The sequence below is a fragment of the Mycobacterium sp. NGS54 genome, assembly GCF_059812465.1.
The window spans coordinates 482,976-497,127 of record NZ_JCALCS010000001.1; the positions used below are offsets into that span (position 1 = coordinate 482,976).

General features: G+C 72.4%; 12 protein-coding genes. 5 read left to right on the forward strand and 7 right to left on the reverse strand.

From position 1 onward, the window contains the following. Positions 1-3 precede the first annotated feature (3 nt). The 3 genes from AC5Y5E_RS02380 to AC5Y5E_RS02390 are packed head-to-tail and all read right to left on the reverse strand — an operon-like array spanning position 4 to position 7,474. On the reverse strand, positions 4-1,074 hold the full coding sequence (locus AC5Y5E_RS02380) for a potassium channel family protein (protein ID WP_499901380.1): 1,071 nt from the start codon (positions 1,072-1,074) through the stop codon (positions 4-6). A 5-nt stretch (positions 1,075-1,079) separates the two neighbouring features. Further along, entirely contained in the window at positions 1,080-4,358 is a 3,279-nt protein-coding gene (locus AC5Y5E_RS02385; protein ID WP_499901381.1) for an ATP-dependent helicase, read from the reverse strand. Continuing rightward, positions 4,355-7,474: a PD-(D/E)XK nuclease family protein gene (locus tag AC5Y5E_RS02390; RefSeq protein WP_499901382.1), complete on the reverse strand. Its 3,120-nt coding sequence runs from the start codon at positions 7,472-7,474 to the stop codon at positions 4,355-4,357. The genes AC5Y5E_RS02385 and AC5Y5E_RS02390 overlap by 4 nt, the downstream gene beginning before the upstream one ends. Positions 7,475-7,560: 86 nt before the next feature. Between AC5Y5E_RS02390 and AC5Y5E_RS02395 the strand changes: the two genes are divergently transcribed. The 3 genes from AC5Y5E_RS02395 to AC5Y5E_RS02405 are packed head-to-tail and all read left to right on the forward strand — an operon-like array spanning position 7,561 to position 8,863. Further along, positions 7,561-7,758, forward strand: a complete 198-nt coding sequence (locus tag AC5Y5E_RS02395; RefSeq protein WP_499901383.1) for an Rv3202a family protein — start codon at positions 7,561-7,563, stop codon at positions 7,756-7,758. Continuing rightward, positions 7,755-8,552: an alpha/beta fold hydrolase gene (locus AC5Y5E_RS02400; protein WP_499901384.1), complete on the forward strand. Its 798-nt coding sequence runs from the start codon at positions 7,755-7,757 to the stop codon at positions 8,550-8,552. The genes AC5Y5E_RS02395 and AC5Y5E_RS02400 overlap by 4 nt, the downstream gene beginning before the upstream one ends. A gap of 2 nt (positions 8,553-8,554) precedes the next feature. Continuing rightward, positions 8,555-8,863, forward strand: a complete 309-nt coding sequence (locus tag AC5Y5E_RS02405) for an MGMT family protein (protein ID WP_499901385.1) — start codon at positions 8,555-8,557, stop codon at positions 8,861-8,863. On the opposite strand, the gene AC5Y5E_RS02410 is transcribed toward AC5Y5E_RS02405, so the two are convergent. From AC5Y5E_RS02410 to AC5Y5E_RS02420, 3 genes are all read right to left on the reverse strand, one after another. Then, positions 8,860-9,714, reverse strand: coding sequence for a TIGR02569 family protein (locus tag AC5Y5E_RS02410; RefSeq protein ID WP_499901386.1), 855 nt, complete (start codon positions 9,712-9,714; stop codon positions 8,860-8,862). The genes AC5Y5E_RS02405 and AC5Y5E_RS02410 overlap by 4 nt on opposite strands. Positions 9,715-9,750: 36 nt before the next feature. Further along, positions 9,751-10,953 carry an adenylyltransferase/sulfurtransferase MoeZ gene (gene moeZ / locus AC5Y5E_RS02415; RefSeq protein ID WP_499901387.1) on the reverse strand — a complete coding sequence of 401 codons (1,203 nt, stop codon included), beginning with the start codon at positions 10,951-10,953 and terminating at the stop codon, positions 9,751-9,753. 129 nt (positions 10,954-11,082) lie between these two features. Then, positions 11,083-12,108, reverse strand: coding sequence for a DUF3152 domain-containing protein (locus AC5Y5E_RS02420; RefSeq protein ID WP_499901388.1), 1,026 nt, complete (start codon positions 12,106-12,108; stop codon positions 11,083-11,085). Positions 12,109-12,279: 171 nt separating this feature from the next. On the opposite strand from AC5Y5E_RS02420, the gene fasR reads away from it, so the two are divergent. Then, positions 12,280-12,966, forward strand: a complete 687-nt coding sequence (fasR, locus tag AC5Y5E_RS02425; protein ID WP_499901389.1) for an HTH-type transcriptional activator FasR — start codon at positions 12,280-12,282, stop codon at positions 12,964-12,966. Here fasR and AC5Y5E_RS02430 read toward each other — a convergent pair. Beyond that, positions 12,953-13,225, reverse strand: a complete 273-nt coding sequence (locus AC5Y5E_RS02430) for a DUF3107 domain-containing protein (RefSeq protein ID WP_499901390.1) — start codon at positions 13,223-13,225, stop codon at positions 12,953-12,955. The two genes, fasR and AC5Y5E_RS02430, sit on opposite strands and share 14 nt — an antisense overlap. A 202-nt stretch (positions 13,226-13,427) precedes the next feature. Here AC5Y5E_RS02430 and AC5Y5E_RS02435 point away from each other — a divergent pair, with 202 nt between their 5' ends. Next, positions 13,428-14,150: an MmpS family transport accessory protein gene (locus AC5Y5E_RS02435; RefSeq protein ID WP_499901852.1), complete on the forward strand. Its 723-nt coding sequence runs from the start codon at positions 13,428-13,430 to the stop codon at positions 14,148-14,150. Positions 14,151-14,152 lie beyond the last annotated feature (2 nt).

A 14,152-nucleotide genomic window follows, 5' to 3' on the forward strand; every position in this document is an offset into this window, starting at 1 on the left:
TGCCTAGTGCCCCGCCTGCTTGATGTAGAGCAGCCGGTCGGTGGCCTCGATCGCATCCACCTCGGGGGCGCCGATGCGCAGCAGGTGCCCGTCGCGCACCACACCCAGCACGATGTCGCGCAGATGCCTTGGGGATCCGCCGATTTCGGTCTGCTCGACCTCGCGTTCGGCGATGGCCAACCCGGCGTCCGGGGTCAGCAGGTCCTCGATCATCTCCACCACGCTCGGCGTGCTGGTGGCCAGGCCGAGCAGCCGGCCGGCGGTTTCCGACGAGACCACCACCGAGTCGGCGCCCGATTGCTGCAACAGGTGCTGGTTCTCGGCCTCGCGGATCGACGCCACGATCTTGGCCTTGGGCGCGATCTCCCGCGCCGTCAGCGTGACCAGCACGGCGGTGTCGTCGCGGCTGGTGGCGACGACGATGGAGGCCGCGTGCTGCGCCCCGGCCAGCCGCAGCACATCGGATCTGGTGGCGTCGCCGCGCACGGTGACCAGCCCGGCCGTCGCGGCGTGTTCGAGGGCGGACGGATCCGTGTCGACGACGACGACCTCGCCCTGGGAGGCCTCGTCGCCGAGGATGGCGCCCACCGCCGTTTTGCCCTTGGTGCCGTAGCCGATCACGATGGTGTGGTTGCGCACTTTGCTCCTCCAACGCTGAATCTTCCACGCCTGCCGGGACCGCTCCGAGAGCACCTCGAGCGTGGTGCCGACCAGCACCGCCAGGAACGCGATCCGCAGCGGCGTGAAGACCACCGTGTTGACCAGGCGCGCGGTTTCCGAGTACGCGGTGATGTCGCCGTAGCCGGTGGTCGACAGCGACACCGCCGAGAAGTACAGGCAGTCCAGCAACGTCAGGCGCCCGCCCCGCACATCGCGGTAACCGCCGCGATCCAGGTACACGACGATGGTGGCGGCCAGCAGCACCAGCAGCGCGATCGCGACCCGGCGGGTGATCACGCGGGTGGGGCTGGCGGGGTCCTCGGGGATGCGCAGCACGCCGACCAATTGGTGACCGGGCTGGGCGGTCAGGGTTTCGTCCAGGCCGCTGAGCTTGCGCGCCCTACCGTTGCCCACGACTCCTATGTAACCACGCTGGCCGGCCGCCCACCGGGTATCGGGTCGCGCACCAACGCGGCCAGCTCGGCGGGATCCGGCAGTTCGTCGGGGGTGACGGTGGCGCCGGTGCGCACGTAATAGAAGGCGGTGCGCACCGACGACTCCGGGACTTGCGCCAGCGCCGCCCAGGCCAGGCGGTAGACGGCGAGCTGGACCGCGGCCTGCCGCATGGCTTCCGCCCCGCGCGGGGCCTCGCCGGTCTTCCAGTCCACGACCGTGGCCCCGCCGTCGGGGTCGGCGAACACGGCGTCGATGCGGCCGCGCACCACCGTCTCGCCGATCGGCATCTCGAACGGCACCTCGACGGCCACCGGCGTGCGGGCCGCCCACCGCGATTGGGCGAACGCCGCCTGAAGCGCGGCCAATTCCCGGGTGTCGCCGACCTCGGAGTCCGCCGCGCCCGGCAGTTCGCCGAGATCGAACAGCGAGTCGGCGCCGTAGAACCGCTGCACCCACGCGTGAAAGGCGTTGCCGAGCAACGCATGCGGGTCCGGGCGCGTGGGCAGCCGGTGCACCAACCGCTGCGCCGCGGCCACCGGGTCGCGCGCCAGGTCGACCAGCCCGCTCACCGAGACCTGGCTGGGCAGGGCGTGGACGGGTGGTGCGGCCGACCGCGCCCGCTCGGCCAACAGCGCGTCGACGTCGGCCGCCCACCCGTCGACGTCGGCGCCGGCCCCGTCGAGCTCGCCCGCCATGGCCCCGGCCACCAGCGCGGCGCCGGCTTCGACGGCGCCGCGCCGCGCGGCCAACGGGTCGGCGGGCCACACCGCCTCGACGACGTTGTCGCGCATGGGATTTCGCTCGCCGTCGGCCGGGTCGGGCGTCCAATGTTCCACCACTCCGCACGGATCGCCGTCGGCGGCCGCGCGGTCGATGATGTCCTTGAGCTCGCACAGGAACTCCGACGGGCCGCGCGGTTTGACCCCCGTGGCTCCCCACTGATGGCCGGACAGCAGCAGGGTGTCCTCGGCCCGGGTGATCGCCACGTACAGCAGCCGGCGTTCCTCGTCGACGCGCCGCAGCTCGAGTTGGCGGCGGTGCTCGAAGATCTTGTCCGACAGATGCTTTCGATTGGTGACAGCCGAAGTGTCCAGCACCGGGATGCCCAGCGCGCCCGCCGAGGCGCGGTCGCCGCGCAACAGCGGCGGCAGCTCGGCGGCGTCGGTGAGCCAGGTGCTGCGCGAAGCGGTCGACGGGAAGATGCCGCCCGACAGGTGCGCGACCGCGACGACCTGCCACTCCAGGCCCTTCGCCGAGTGCACCGTGAGGACCTGCACCCGGTCGCGCGCGACCGCCGCCGGGGCCGGCGGCAAACCGCTCTCCACCGCCTCGGCGGCGTCGAGGTAGGCCAGCAGGCCGGCGACCGACGCCGTCACCGGCTGGTCTGCCGCGGCGCGTGTCCGCTCGGCGTAGCCGGCGACGACGTCGGCGAAGGCGTCGAGTTGCTCGGCGCCGGTCCATCCGGCCGAGATCGCCGCGCCGGCGCGGACCTCGCAGTCGACACCCAGCGTCCGGCGCACCTCGGCGACCAGGTCGGGCAGCGAGTGACCGAGGTGGCCGCGCAGGGCGCGCAGTTCGGCGGCCAGCGCGGCGATGCGCCGATAGCCCGTGACCGAGTACGCGCCGGCCGGGCCGGGATCGCTGATCGCGTCGGCCAGGCAGGCCGTATCGGGGTCGGGCCCGGCCGCCATCGCGATCGACTCGGGCGACGTCGTGCCCGGGCGTTCCCCGGCCAGGGCCACCGCACGCTGCCACAGCGCGGCGATGTCGCGACCGCCGAGGCGCCAGCGCGGGCCGGTCAGCACCCGCATGGCCGCCGCGCCGGCGGTCGGATCGGCCACCAGCCGCAGCATGGCCACCACGTCGGCGACCTCGGGGACCGACAACAGGCCGGCCAAACCCACCACCTCGACCGGGATTCCGCGCGCGCGCAGCGCGTCGGCGACGGGCGCCGCGTCGGCGTTGCGGCGCACCAGCACCGCGGCGGTCGGCGGGGCGGCGCCGTCACCCTGCCGGTACCGCTCGTGGATCTGGTCGGCGATCCATTCGCGTTCGGCCGCCACGTCGGAGAGCAACGCGCAGCACACGGTGCCGGGCGCGGCGTCCGGGCGGGGGCGCAGGGCGCGCACGGCGACCGACCGGCGCCGCGCCTCCGCCGAGATCGCGTTGGCCACCCGCAGGGCGCGCGGCGGGTTGCGCCAGCTGGTCCGCAGCTCCAGGACGGGCGCCGGGGTGCCGTCGGCGCGGGGGAAGTCGGTGGAGAACCGCGGCAGGTTGGTCGCCGAGGCGCCGCGCCAGCCGTAGATCGACTGAATCGGGTCGCCGACGGCCGTCAGCGCCAGCCCGTCGTCGACACCGCCGCCGAACAGCGCCGACAGCGCGATGCGTTGGGCGTGCCCGGTGTCCTGGTACTCGTCGAGCAGCACCACGCGGTAGCGGGTCCGCAACTCCTGACCCACCTGCGGGAAGGCCACCGCCAGCCGCGCGGCCGACGCCATCTGCATGCCGAAGTCCATCGCCTTCGCGGCGTGCATCCGCGCGTTCAGCGCGTCGAGCAGCGGCACCAGCTCGGCGCGCTCGGTCTGGGTGGCCAGCAGCCGCAGCAGCCACTGGCTGGGCCCGCGGTCGCGCTGGTAGGGGCCGGCCGGCAACGCGTGGATCAGCCGCTCCAGCTCGACGTGGGTGTCGCGGAGCTGGCCGGTGTCGACGAGGTGCTCGGCCAGCTGCCCCCACAGCCGCAGCACCATCGAGGTGACCGCGGCCGGTGTCTTGTCGATGCGCAGTTCCCCCCGGTACCCACTGACCACGTCGAAGGCCAACTGCCACAGCTCGGTCTCGCCGAGCAGCCGGGTGTCGGGCTCGACGGGCAGCAGCAGGCCGTGGTCGCGCAGCAGCGAGCCGGCGAAGGCGTGGTAGGTGCTGACCGCGGGGGTGGCGTCCGGTTCCCCGGTCGCCGCGAGCCCGATGCCGGCCAGCCGCGCCAGCCGGGACCGGACCCGGCGCAGCAGCTGCCCGGAGGCCTTGCGGGTGAACGTCAGCCCGAGCACCTGGCCGGGCGCGGCGTAGCCGTTGGCGACGAGCCACACCACCCGCGCGGCCATCGTCTCGGTCTTGCCGGCGCCGGCGCCGGCGATGACGACCAGCGGCCCCGGCGGTGCGGCGATGACGGCGGCCTGCTCGTCGGTGGGCGGGAAAAGCCCCAGCGCGCAAGCTAATTCGGCCGGGCTGTAGCGCGGGGTCACGGCGTTGCCCCGTCGACGTGGGCCGGGCAGCACCGCCGTATCGGGCAGTGGGTGCAGCCGTCGTTGCGCCGGGCGATGAACTGCGGCCCGGCCGTCGCGTCGGCGGCCCGCCGGACGAGGTCGCGCCACTCGTTGAGGGCCGCCGCGGTCAGCGGATCCTGCTCACGCACCGTGGGGCCGCCGGCCCCGGTCCTGCCGACATAGACCAGCCGCGCCCCGCCGGGCTCGGCTCCCGCGTCGATCATGCCCTCGGCCACCGCCAGCTGATACATCGCGAGCTGCGCGTGTTGTTGGGCATCGTCTTTGCTGACGGGGCTCTTGCCGGTCTTGATGTCGACGATCACCAGCCGGCCGGCCGCGTCGCGTTCCAGCCGGTCGACCCGCCCGCGCAGCCGGATCTCGCCGCCGTCATCGCGCGGCTGGGTCAGCGTTCCGTCGACGCCCACCTCGACACCGACCTCGGTCAGCTCGCCCCGGGTCTGCGTCCGCCACTGCACGAAGGCCGCGACCATCGCGCGGTGCCGCGCCAGCTCGTTGGCCGAATGCCATCGCGCGTCGAAGGGCAGGTGCTTCCAGGCCCGGTCCAGCTCGGCCAGCAGTTCGGATTCCGTCTTGGCCGGTTCGGCGATCAGCGCGTGCAAGACCGAGCCGATCGTGGACCGCAGATCCCGCGCGTCGGTTCCGCCGTGCCGTTCGGCCAGCCAGCGCAGCGGGCAGTCGTTGAGCGTCTGCAGGGTCGAGGGCGTCAGCGTGACGGGCGCCGCGGCGGACCGCAGCGGCTCCGTCGTGCTGACCGGGATCAGGCCATGCCAGCCGGCCGGGTCGGCGCCGGGCACCCCGGCGTCGGCCAACCGGGCCAATTGCATCGCCGCGCAACGGCGCACGGCGTCGTCCACCGCCCCGCCGGGCGCGCACACGACGCCGCGCAGCCGGCCCACCAGCGCCGCCGCGGACAACACCCGGGGCGCCGAGATCGGTTGCCCGTCAACGGGATCGTCGTCGGCGCACTGCGCGACCTCGGAGAAGAACGCCGACGGCAGCGCGGCGTCCCCGTCGGTCCCGTCCGTGTCGCTGTCCACGGCCGTCACCAGCAGCCGGCGTCGGGCCCGGCCCATCGCCGCCACCAGCAGCCGGCGCTCCTCGGCCAGCAGCGGTGCCCGCACCGACGCGTCCGCGGTGACGCCGTCGAGCGCGTCGATCAGCCGCTGCGTGTTCAGCACGCCGCCGCGCGGAATCGTGTTGGGCCACAGCCCTTCCTGCAGCCCGGCGACGATCACGAAGTCCCATTCGTGCCCCAGCGCGGCGTGGGCGCTGAGCACCCTGACCTGCTCCGCCTGCGACACCGGCTCGGGGTTGGCGCCCGGCAGCTGCAGCGCGGCGACGTGCTCGACGAGCCCGCGCAGCGACGCGCCGGGCGTGCGGGACACATACTGATCGGTGACGTCGAACAGGGCGGTCACCGCCTCGAGATCCCGGGTGGTCTGGGCGCCGGCCGGGCCGCCGCGCTCGCTGGCCGACAGCCAGCGGCGCTGCAGGCCCGACCGATGCCAGGCGGCCCACAGGGTGTAGCGCGGGTCTTGGCCCGCGCCGTGGCAGCGCGCGGCCGCGTCCAGCACCGCGCGCACCCGCCCCAGCGCCCGGGCATGCGGTCCGTGCGGCGGAGAGTCGGCCCGCAGGGCCTCCACCAGCAGGCCGCCGACGTCGCCGGGCGCACGATCGGCGTTGGCGCGCTGCAGGGTTCGGCGCAGCTGCCGCAGCGCCACCGGGTCGACGCGGCCGATGGGGCCGGTCAGCAACGCCAGCGCCTGGTCCCCGTCGAGACTGTCCGCGGTGGCGGCCAGAACGGTGAGCAGCGCGCGCGCCGCCGGCTCGTCGGACAGCGGTCCGCTTGAGGCGGGTGCGGCCACCGGGACGCCGGCGGCGGCCAGAGCGCGCGGCAGCCGCGCCCCGGCGCGCGGCACCGACCGGACGATGACGGCCATCTGCGACCACGGGATCCCGTCGATCAGGTGGGCGCGCCGCAGCGCATCGGCGATCAGGGCCGCCTCCGCGTGCGCCGACGCGGCCAGCCGCGCCTGGACGGATCCGTCCTCGGGCCCGGCGCCCTCGATGCACCTGCCGGCGCTGCCGCCGGGCAACCGGCGCGCGACGCCGCTGACGGCGCGCGCGACGGCCGGAGCACAGCGATGAGATGTCGTGAGCGTCACCGACGGTGAATCGTCGGAGAGCAGCCCCGACGCCTCGCCGCCCCGGAAGCCGAACACCGCCTGGTTAGGGTCACCGGCGGTCAGCGTCACCTCGGTGCCCGCGGCCAGCACCCGAACCAGCCGGGCCGCCTGCGGGTCGAGCTGTTGCGCGTCGTCGATCAGCAGGACGCGGACCCGGGCGCGCTCGGCGGCCAGCAGTTCCGGATCGACGGCGAAGGCCTCCAGCGCGGCTCCGACCAGCTCCGCGGCGCCGAACGCCGGCGACGTCGCCTGCGGCGCCGCCGTCCCGACGGCCGCGCGCAGCAGCATCACCTGCTCGTACTGCCGCGCGAATTGGCCGGCGGCAGTCCATTCCGGGTGCCCGCAGCGGCGGCCGAGCCGCTCCAATTCCTGCGGATCGACCCCCCGTTCGGCGCAGCGCGCCAACAGGTTTCGCAGCTCGGTGGCGAACCCGGCGGTGGCCAGCGCGGGCCGCAGGTGGGCCGGCCATGCGCTCGCCCCGTCCTCGAGGTCACCGGCCAGCAGTTCCCGGATGATGGCGTCCTGTTCGGCGCTGGTGACCAGCCGCGGGGGCGCGTCGGCGGCGCGTTCGGCGGCCCGGCGCAGCACCGCATACGCGTAGCTGTGCACGGTGCGCACCAACGGCTCGCGAACCGCGGCCCGGGCCGCGCCGGCGGAACGCGATCCCAGCAGCGCCGTCGTCAACGCGGCGCGCGCCCTCGGCCCCATCCGGCCGGAACCGGTAAGCAGCAGAACCGATTCCGGATCGACGCCCGCGCCGATCTGGGCGACGGCGGCGTCGATGAGCAGGCTGCTCTTGCCGGTGCCCGGCCCGCCCAGGACACGCACCCGGCCGCACAGGCCGGGCGCCAGGAGCGCACCCGCCTCGTCGTCCCAGGTGTATGGCATGGCTGCATGCAATCACGAGGGTCTGACAGAATCCGGATACTGGATGGAAGGAACCCGAAACGCCCCGCTAGGCAAGGAGAGATTGCATGGGTATTGGTCCCGACGACGTAGTGCCCGAGGCGGACGCGGCGGAGCAGCGTCAGGCTCTCGAAGCCGAGGACGAAGCCGGCCTGGACACCGACTACCTGGCCGACGCCGCCGATCGCGATGCCAACGAGGCGGACGTCATCGAGCAGGCGTTCGTCGTCCCCGCCGACGACGACCGGGATGACACCGCCGGGTGACCGCCGACCTGCACGTGCACCGCTACGGCCCGGGCGGTCCGGTGCGGATGCTGGCCCTGCACGGCCTGACCGGTTACGGCGGGCGCTGGCAGCACCTGGCCGGCTATCTACCCGAAATCGACATCGCCGCACCGGATTTGCTGGGCCACGGCGCGTCGTCGTGGGCGGCGCCGTGGACCATCGACGCCAACGTCTCGGCGCTGGCCGCGCTGCTCGACAAAGAAGCCGCCGCTAAAGGAGGGGCGCCGGTGCTGGTGGTCGGGCACTCGTTCGGCGGCGCGCTGGCGCTGCAGCTGGCCGCGGCGCACCCGGAGCGGGTGGCGGCGCTGCTGCTGCTCGACCCGGCGGTCGGGCTGGACGGGGGCTGGATGCGGGACATCGCCGCGGCGATGTTCGCCTCCCCCGACTACCCCGACGCCGACGAGGCGCGCCTGGAAAAGGCCGCCGGCTCCTGGGCGGACGTCGATCCCGCGTGGCTCGACACCGAGATCGACGAGCACCTGATCGAGCTGCCCAACGGGCGCTACGGCTGGCGCGTCAGCCTGCCGGCCATGATGTCCTACTGGAGCGAGCTGGCCCGAAACGTCGTGCTGCCGCGGGCCGGAACCGCGACGACCCTGGTTCGGGCCAAGCAGACGTCGCCGCCGTACGTCAGCGATCAGTTGATCGAGGGGCTGCAAGGGCGCCTCGGATCCGATTTCCGGCTGCTGGATTTCGACTGCAATCACATGGTGCCGCACTCCAGGCCCACCGAGGTCGCGGCGTTGATCCGCGAGCTGTCAGAAGCCCGCTGACCGTGGCGCCGGTCACCGATGAGCAGGTCGAGCGGGTGCGTGCCCTGGTCGCGGCGATCCCGTCGGGCCGGGTCGTCACCTACGGCGACATCGCCGCTGTCGCAGGGCTTTCCAGCCCCCGAATCGTCGGGTGGGTGATGCGGACCGATTCCTCGGACCTGCCCTGGCACCGGGTGATCACCGCGTCCGGGCGCCCCGCGCGACACCTGACCACCCGGCAGCTGGAGCTGCTGCGCGCCGAGGGCGTCCTCGCTAAAGACGGCAGGATCGCGCTGGACGAGGTGCGCTACGAGTTTCCCTCGGGGGCCTAGAGAACCAGCCGGACCAGGGCCGCGGTGCGGGCCAGGCCCGGGAACGCCTCGGCGGTAGACCGCGGGTGCAGCGCGTGCACGGCCAACCGAAACATCAACGCCCGCAACAACATCTGCGGCCACTCCGGCAGCGCGTTCCAGCGTTCGATGAGCCCGTCGTCGGCCTCCCCCCAGGACAGCGCGTCGACGACGACGACGCCGGCGGCCCACGACGCGGGCCGCCAGTAGGGGGTGATGTCGGTGATGCCGGGCGCCGCGGTGCCGATGAAGAGCACCGTGCCGTAAAGGTCGCCGTGGACCAGCTGGTTGGGGCTCTTGGTCGGCTTGCGCAGGCTGGCGAGCTGGCCGATCAGCTCGACCGACTTCTCGGCGTCGGACGACGGCGGCGCCGTGCGCGCGCCCGGCGGCACCGACGCCAGCGGCCGCTCTTCCCACGCGGCCCGGTCGGCGGCGATGAACACGTCGACGTCGCCCCAGGGTGCGGTGGGGCCCTGGGTCAGGAAGCGGGGGCGTTCCAGTTTTCCGGTCGCCTCGTGCAGGCGCACGGCCGCGGAGACGACCTCGTCATGGCGGGGCTCCGGCGTACCCGCGACGAAGGTGTCCGCCCGCCATCCCGACACCACGTAGCGCCCGTCGGTGGAGCGAACCGGCCGGGCCAGCCGGACGCCATCCACGAACAACGTCTCGCGCACCCTCGCCGACCAGGCGGCGCGGGCGTGGTCGGCGACGATCGACAGCACGACCTCGCCGCAGCGCCAGCCGCCCTCCCAGCTGGCCCCCAGCAGGACGGGCTTCACGCCGGTCAAACCAAACGCCGCCAGTACATGCTCCGGCGGTGGCTCGACTGTCACACCGGTAGCGTAATGGAGCCGATCGGCCGGATCGGGTCAGTACATCACCATGTCGGGTTGCATCTGTTTGGCCCACGCCACGATGCCGCCCTGCAAATGCACCGCGTCAGGGAAGCCGGCCTTCTTCACCGCGGCCAGCGCCTCCGCCGAGCGCACGCCGGTCTTGCAGTACAGCACGGCCTTGCGGTCGTGGGGCAGCTGCGCCAGGCCCTCGCCGGAGCTGAGCAACGACTTCGGGATCAGCTGGGCGCCGTCGATGTGGTTGATGTCCCACTCCACCGGCTCGCGGACGTCGATCAGGGCCAGCTTCTTGCCGGAGTCCAGCAACTCGCGCAGCTCGCGCGGGGTGATGGTGGAATCGGCGGCCGCGGCGGCGCCATCTTCGGACACCGCGCCGCAGAGGTCCTCGTAGTCGATCAGCCCGGTGATCCTCGGCGTCGACGGGTCCTTGCGGATGCGGATCGTGCGGTAGCTCATCTCCAGCGCGTCGTAGATCATCAACCGGCCCAGCAGTGACTCCCCGATCCCGGTGATCAGCTTGATCGCCTCGGTGCCCATGACCGACGCGATGGACGCGCAGATGATGCCCAGCACCCCGCCCTCGGCGCAGGACGGGACCAGCCCGGGCGGCGGCGGCTCCGGGTAGAGGTCGCGATAGTTCAGGCCTCGCTTATTGCCGCCCTCATCGGCCGGGGCGTCCTCCCAGAACACCGACACCTGGCCCTCGAAGCGGTAGATCGACCCCCACACGTAGGGCTTGCCGGCCAGCACCGCGGCGTCGTTGACCAGATACCGGGTGGCGAAGTTGTCGGTGCCGTCCACGATCAGGTCGTACTGCGCGAACAGGTCGACCGCGTTGTGCGGCTCGAGCCGGAACTCGTGCAACCTCACGTCGACCAGGGGGTTGATGGCGGCGATCGAGTCGCGCGCCGACTGGGCCTTGGACCGCCCGACGTCGGCGACGCCGTGGATGATCTGGCGCTGCAGGTTGGACTCGTCGACGACGTCGAAGTCGACGATGCCGATGGTGCCGACGCCCGCGGCGGCCAGGTAGAGCAACGCGGGGGCGCCGAGGCCGCCGGCGCCGATCACCAGCACCCGCGCGTTCTTCAGCCGCTTCTGCCCGTCGACACCCAGGTCCGGGATGATCAGGTGCCGGCTGTAGCGGGCCACCTCGTCACGACTCAGCTGGGCTGCGGGCTCGACCAGTGGCGGCAGTGACGTCTCGGATGTCGACACCGAACAACTCCTCGGTAGCTTTCGTCAGCTCTATCCATCACAGCAGTTGACCGGGTCAACGGCAAACAACCACCGCTGCTTCCCGGGGCCGGCGCGAACGCTGCGCCGGCGCGACGTTCGATGCGCGCGTCAGGCGATCGGATACGGCCAGGGGTTGAACCGGCAGGTCTTGCCGTCGGCCTTGACGAAATCGGGGTCGAACTTGGCGGCGTCGTCGTTGGAGGTGGAGAACGTCTGCTGCATCATCACCGGCGCCAGGCCGCCCTGCTGCTCGCAGGGCTCGTGCCGCACGTACCCGATGGCGTGGCCCACCTCGTGGTTGATCACGTACTGCCGATAGGAGCCGACGTCGCCCTCGAACGGCACGGCCCCGCGAACCCAGCGCGCCTCGTTGATGAAGACCCGCGCCTGCCGGTCGGGCCCGTAAACCGGGTTGTAGCAGGAGGTCTCCAGCCGGAATTCGTAGCCGCACCCACCGCGCACCGTAACCGGGGACACCAGCGAGATCCGGAAGTCGGGCTTGCCGTTGTCGATCCGGATGAACGCGAATTGCGGGTTGTGCGTCCACCCCTTGGGGTTGTCGAGCGTCTGGTCGACCATCTCGGCGAAGGCCTCGTCGCCGCCGAACATCGTTGGGTCGATGCCGTTTTCAACCTCGACGGTGTAGCGGAACACCTTGGCGGTGCCCTGACCGACCTGTGGCATCGCGCCCGGCACGATGTGCCACGTCTTGTCGCCCGCCTCGCTGAACGGGCCGCCGTCCGGCAGGGTGCCGGCGGGCAGGTTGGCGTCGAAGGCGGCGAGCCCGCGGGGCGGCGCGTCGATGATCGACGTGCCCACCGCGCCGATGTCCGGCGTGCCCTGGATGGATTGCGTCGCCGTCGGTTTCGGCGCGCTCGTTCCGGTGACGGTCTGATAGATCACCAACCCGGTGAGCACCGCCAGAACCGGCAACGCGTAGGCCCGCCAGCCGTAGGTGGAGACGAAGCGCCCCAGCCACGTCTGCTTGCGCCACTGGCGCTGGCGCCCGCGGTCGGCGCGGGTGCGTCCAGCCCCGGGGCCGATCGGGTCACGCAGCGCGCGAAGTGGTTCTCGCCACTCGTCGCGCACCATGGGAACCCGACCGGTGCCTCGCACGGGCCGCTGGGACGTCATTGCCCCAGGATTGCACAGCCGGCCCTGTGACCGCCCTTGGCGCGCCCGAATGCGGCCCGCGACACCGTGTCTGCCAGCGCAGACGGCGGCGATGACGATCACGAACGGACCATGGGTAGTAATGTCTTTGCGACGAGCCGCGAGCGGCGGCGACAAGCAGATGAGGACTCGATGAGCGATCTCGCCAAGCCGGCGGCACGACGCGCCGTCAAATCGGCCGACCGTGGTCGGCCGGGAGACGGCGTCGTGGCCGCCAACCGGCGCGGCAACCGCTTGCCCCGCGACGAGCGGCGCGGCCAGCTGCTGATCGTCGCCAGCGACGTCTTCGTCAACCGCGGCTATCACGCGGCCGGCATGGACGAGATCGCCGACCGGGCCGGGGTCAGCAAACCGGTTCTGTACCAACACTTTTCCAGCAAGCTCGAGCTCTACCTGGCGGTGCTCCACCGGCACGTCGAAAACCTGGTCTCCGGTGTGCAGCAGGCCCTGAGCACCACCACCGACAACCGGCGCCGGCTGCACGCGGCGGTGCAGGCGTTCTTCGACTTCATCGAGCACGACAGCCAGGGCTACCGGTTGATCTTCGAGAACGACTACGTCACCGAGCCCGAGGTCGCCGCGGAGGTGCGGGTCGCGACCGAATCCTGCACGGACGCCGTGTTCGATCTGATCAGCGCCGATTCCGGGCTCGACCCCCACCGCGCCCGCATGATCGCGGTGGGATTGGTCGGCATCAGCGTCGACTGCGCCCGGTACTGGCTGGACTCCGACCGCCCGATCTCCAAGGCCGACGCGGTCGACGGCACCGTCCAGTTCGCCTGGGGCGGGCTGTCACACGTGCCGCTTACTCGCCCTTAGCGGCCTTTCCCGAGTGCTTGCCCGCCGACTCGGCGCCGATGCCGAACCCGACCCGGCGCGCGTCCGCGACACCGATTTCGACGTAGGCGATCTTGGAGCTCTGAATCAGGAAGCGACGGCCCCGCTCGTCGTTCATGCTGAGCAGGCCTGAGCCGTCGCGCAGCGCGGCCGCCACGAGCTCTTCGACTTCGGCTTGCGTCTGCGTACTGGACAGGACCAGCTCCCGCGGACTGTCCGTGATACCGATTTTGACCTCCACGGTGGCCCCTTCCGTTCGTATCAAAGGCTTTGAAGTTCCTCAGACGTGTCAGCAGCAGGCTAGTGGACGCGCCTGGGCCGCATGTCTCCCCGGCCCCCCGGTTCGCGATAAGCGAACCGCGGCCCGACCGAAGATAACGATTCGCTCCCAGCTCGGCCAACATCGCCTTCGCCGCCCGGATCGCGATAGTCACATCGGTAACATCGGCACCATCAGAAACATGCTCACCGATCGTCTCGGCCCGGTCTACGACTACCCCGAAGACGACGACTACGACGGAGCCGACACCGAGGACCTGGGCGGCTACGGCGACCTGGCCTGGCCGGCCGACACGCGCTGGCGCCCGGCCGCCGCGATCCTCGGCGCGGTGGTGGCCATCGGCGCCATCGCGACGGCCGTCATCGTCAACAGCGGCGACAGCGCGTCGACGAAGGCGACCGTCGGGGCGACACCGCCGCGGACGCTGACCTCCGCGCCGCCCACGCCCAGAAGCCCTGTCGCCCAGCCCAGCCCGTCTGCTACCCCGTTGCCGCCCGAGACGGTGACCACCCTGACCCCGCCGCCCAGCGCGTCCACCACCCCGCTGCCGATGCCGGCGCAGACGCCGACCGCCCTGCCGCCCCCGGCGGAAGCGCCGCCGCCGGTAGCGCTGAACCCGCGCACCGTCATCTACACCGTCACCGGGACGAAACAGTTGCTGGACCTGGTGAACGTGGCCTACACCGACGCCCGCGGCTACCCGCAGACCGAGTTCAACGTGTCGCTGCCGTGGTCGAAGGTGATCGTCCTGAACCCCGGAGTCCAGACGGTGTCGGTGGTCGCGACCAGCTTCTACGGCCGGCTCAACTGCTCGGTCGTCAACGCCGCCGGTCAGCCGGTGGTGACGTCGGCCAACAACGGCGTCATGGCGACCTGCACCCGCTGAGG

Coding starts and splice junctions, on each gene's coding strand:
- AC5Y5E_RS02390 (WP_499901382.1), bottom strand. CDS start 7,474: ATGCCATACACCTGGGACGACGAGGCGGGTGCGCTCCTGGCGCCCGGC.
- AC5Y5E_RS02420 (WP_499901388.1), bottom strand. CDS start 12,108: ATGACGTCCCAGCGGCCCGTGCGAGGCACCGGTCGGGTTCCCATGGTG.
- fasR (WP_499901389.1), top strand. CDS start 12,280: ATGAGCGATCTCGCCAAGCCGGCGGCACGACGCGCCGTCAAATCGGCC.
- AC5Y5E_RS02395 (WP_499901383.1), top strand. CDS start 7,561: ATGGGTATTGGTCCCGACGACGTAGTGCCCGAGGCGGACGCGGCGGAG.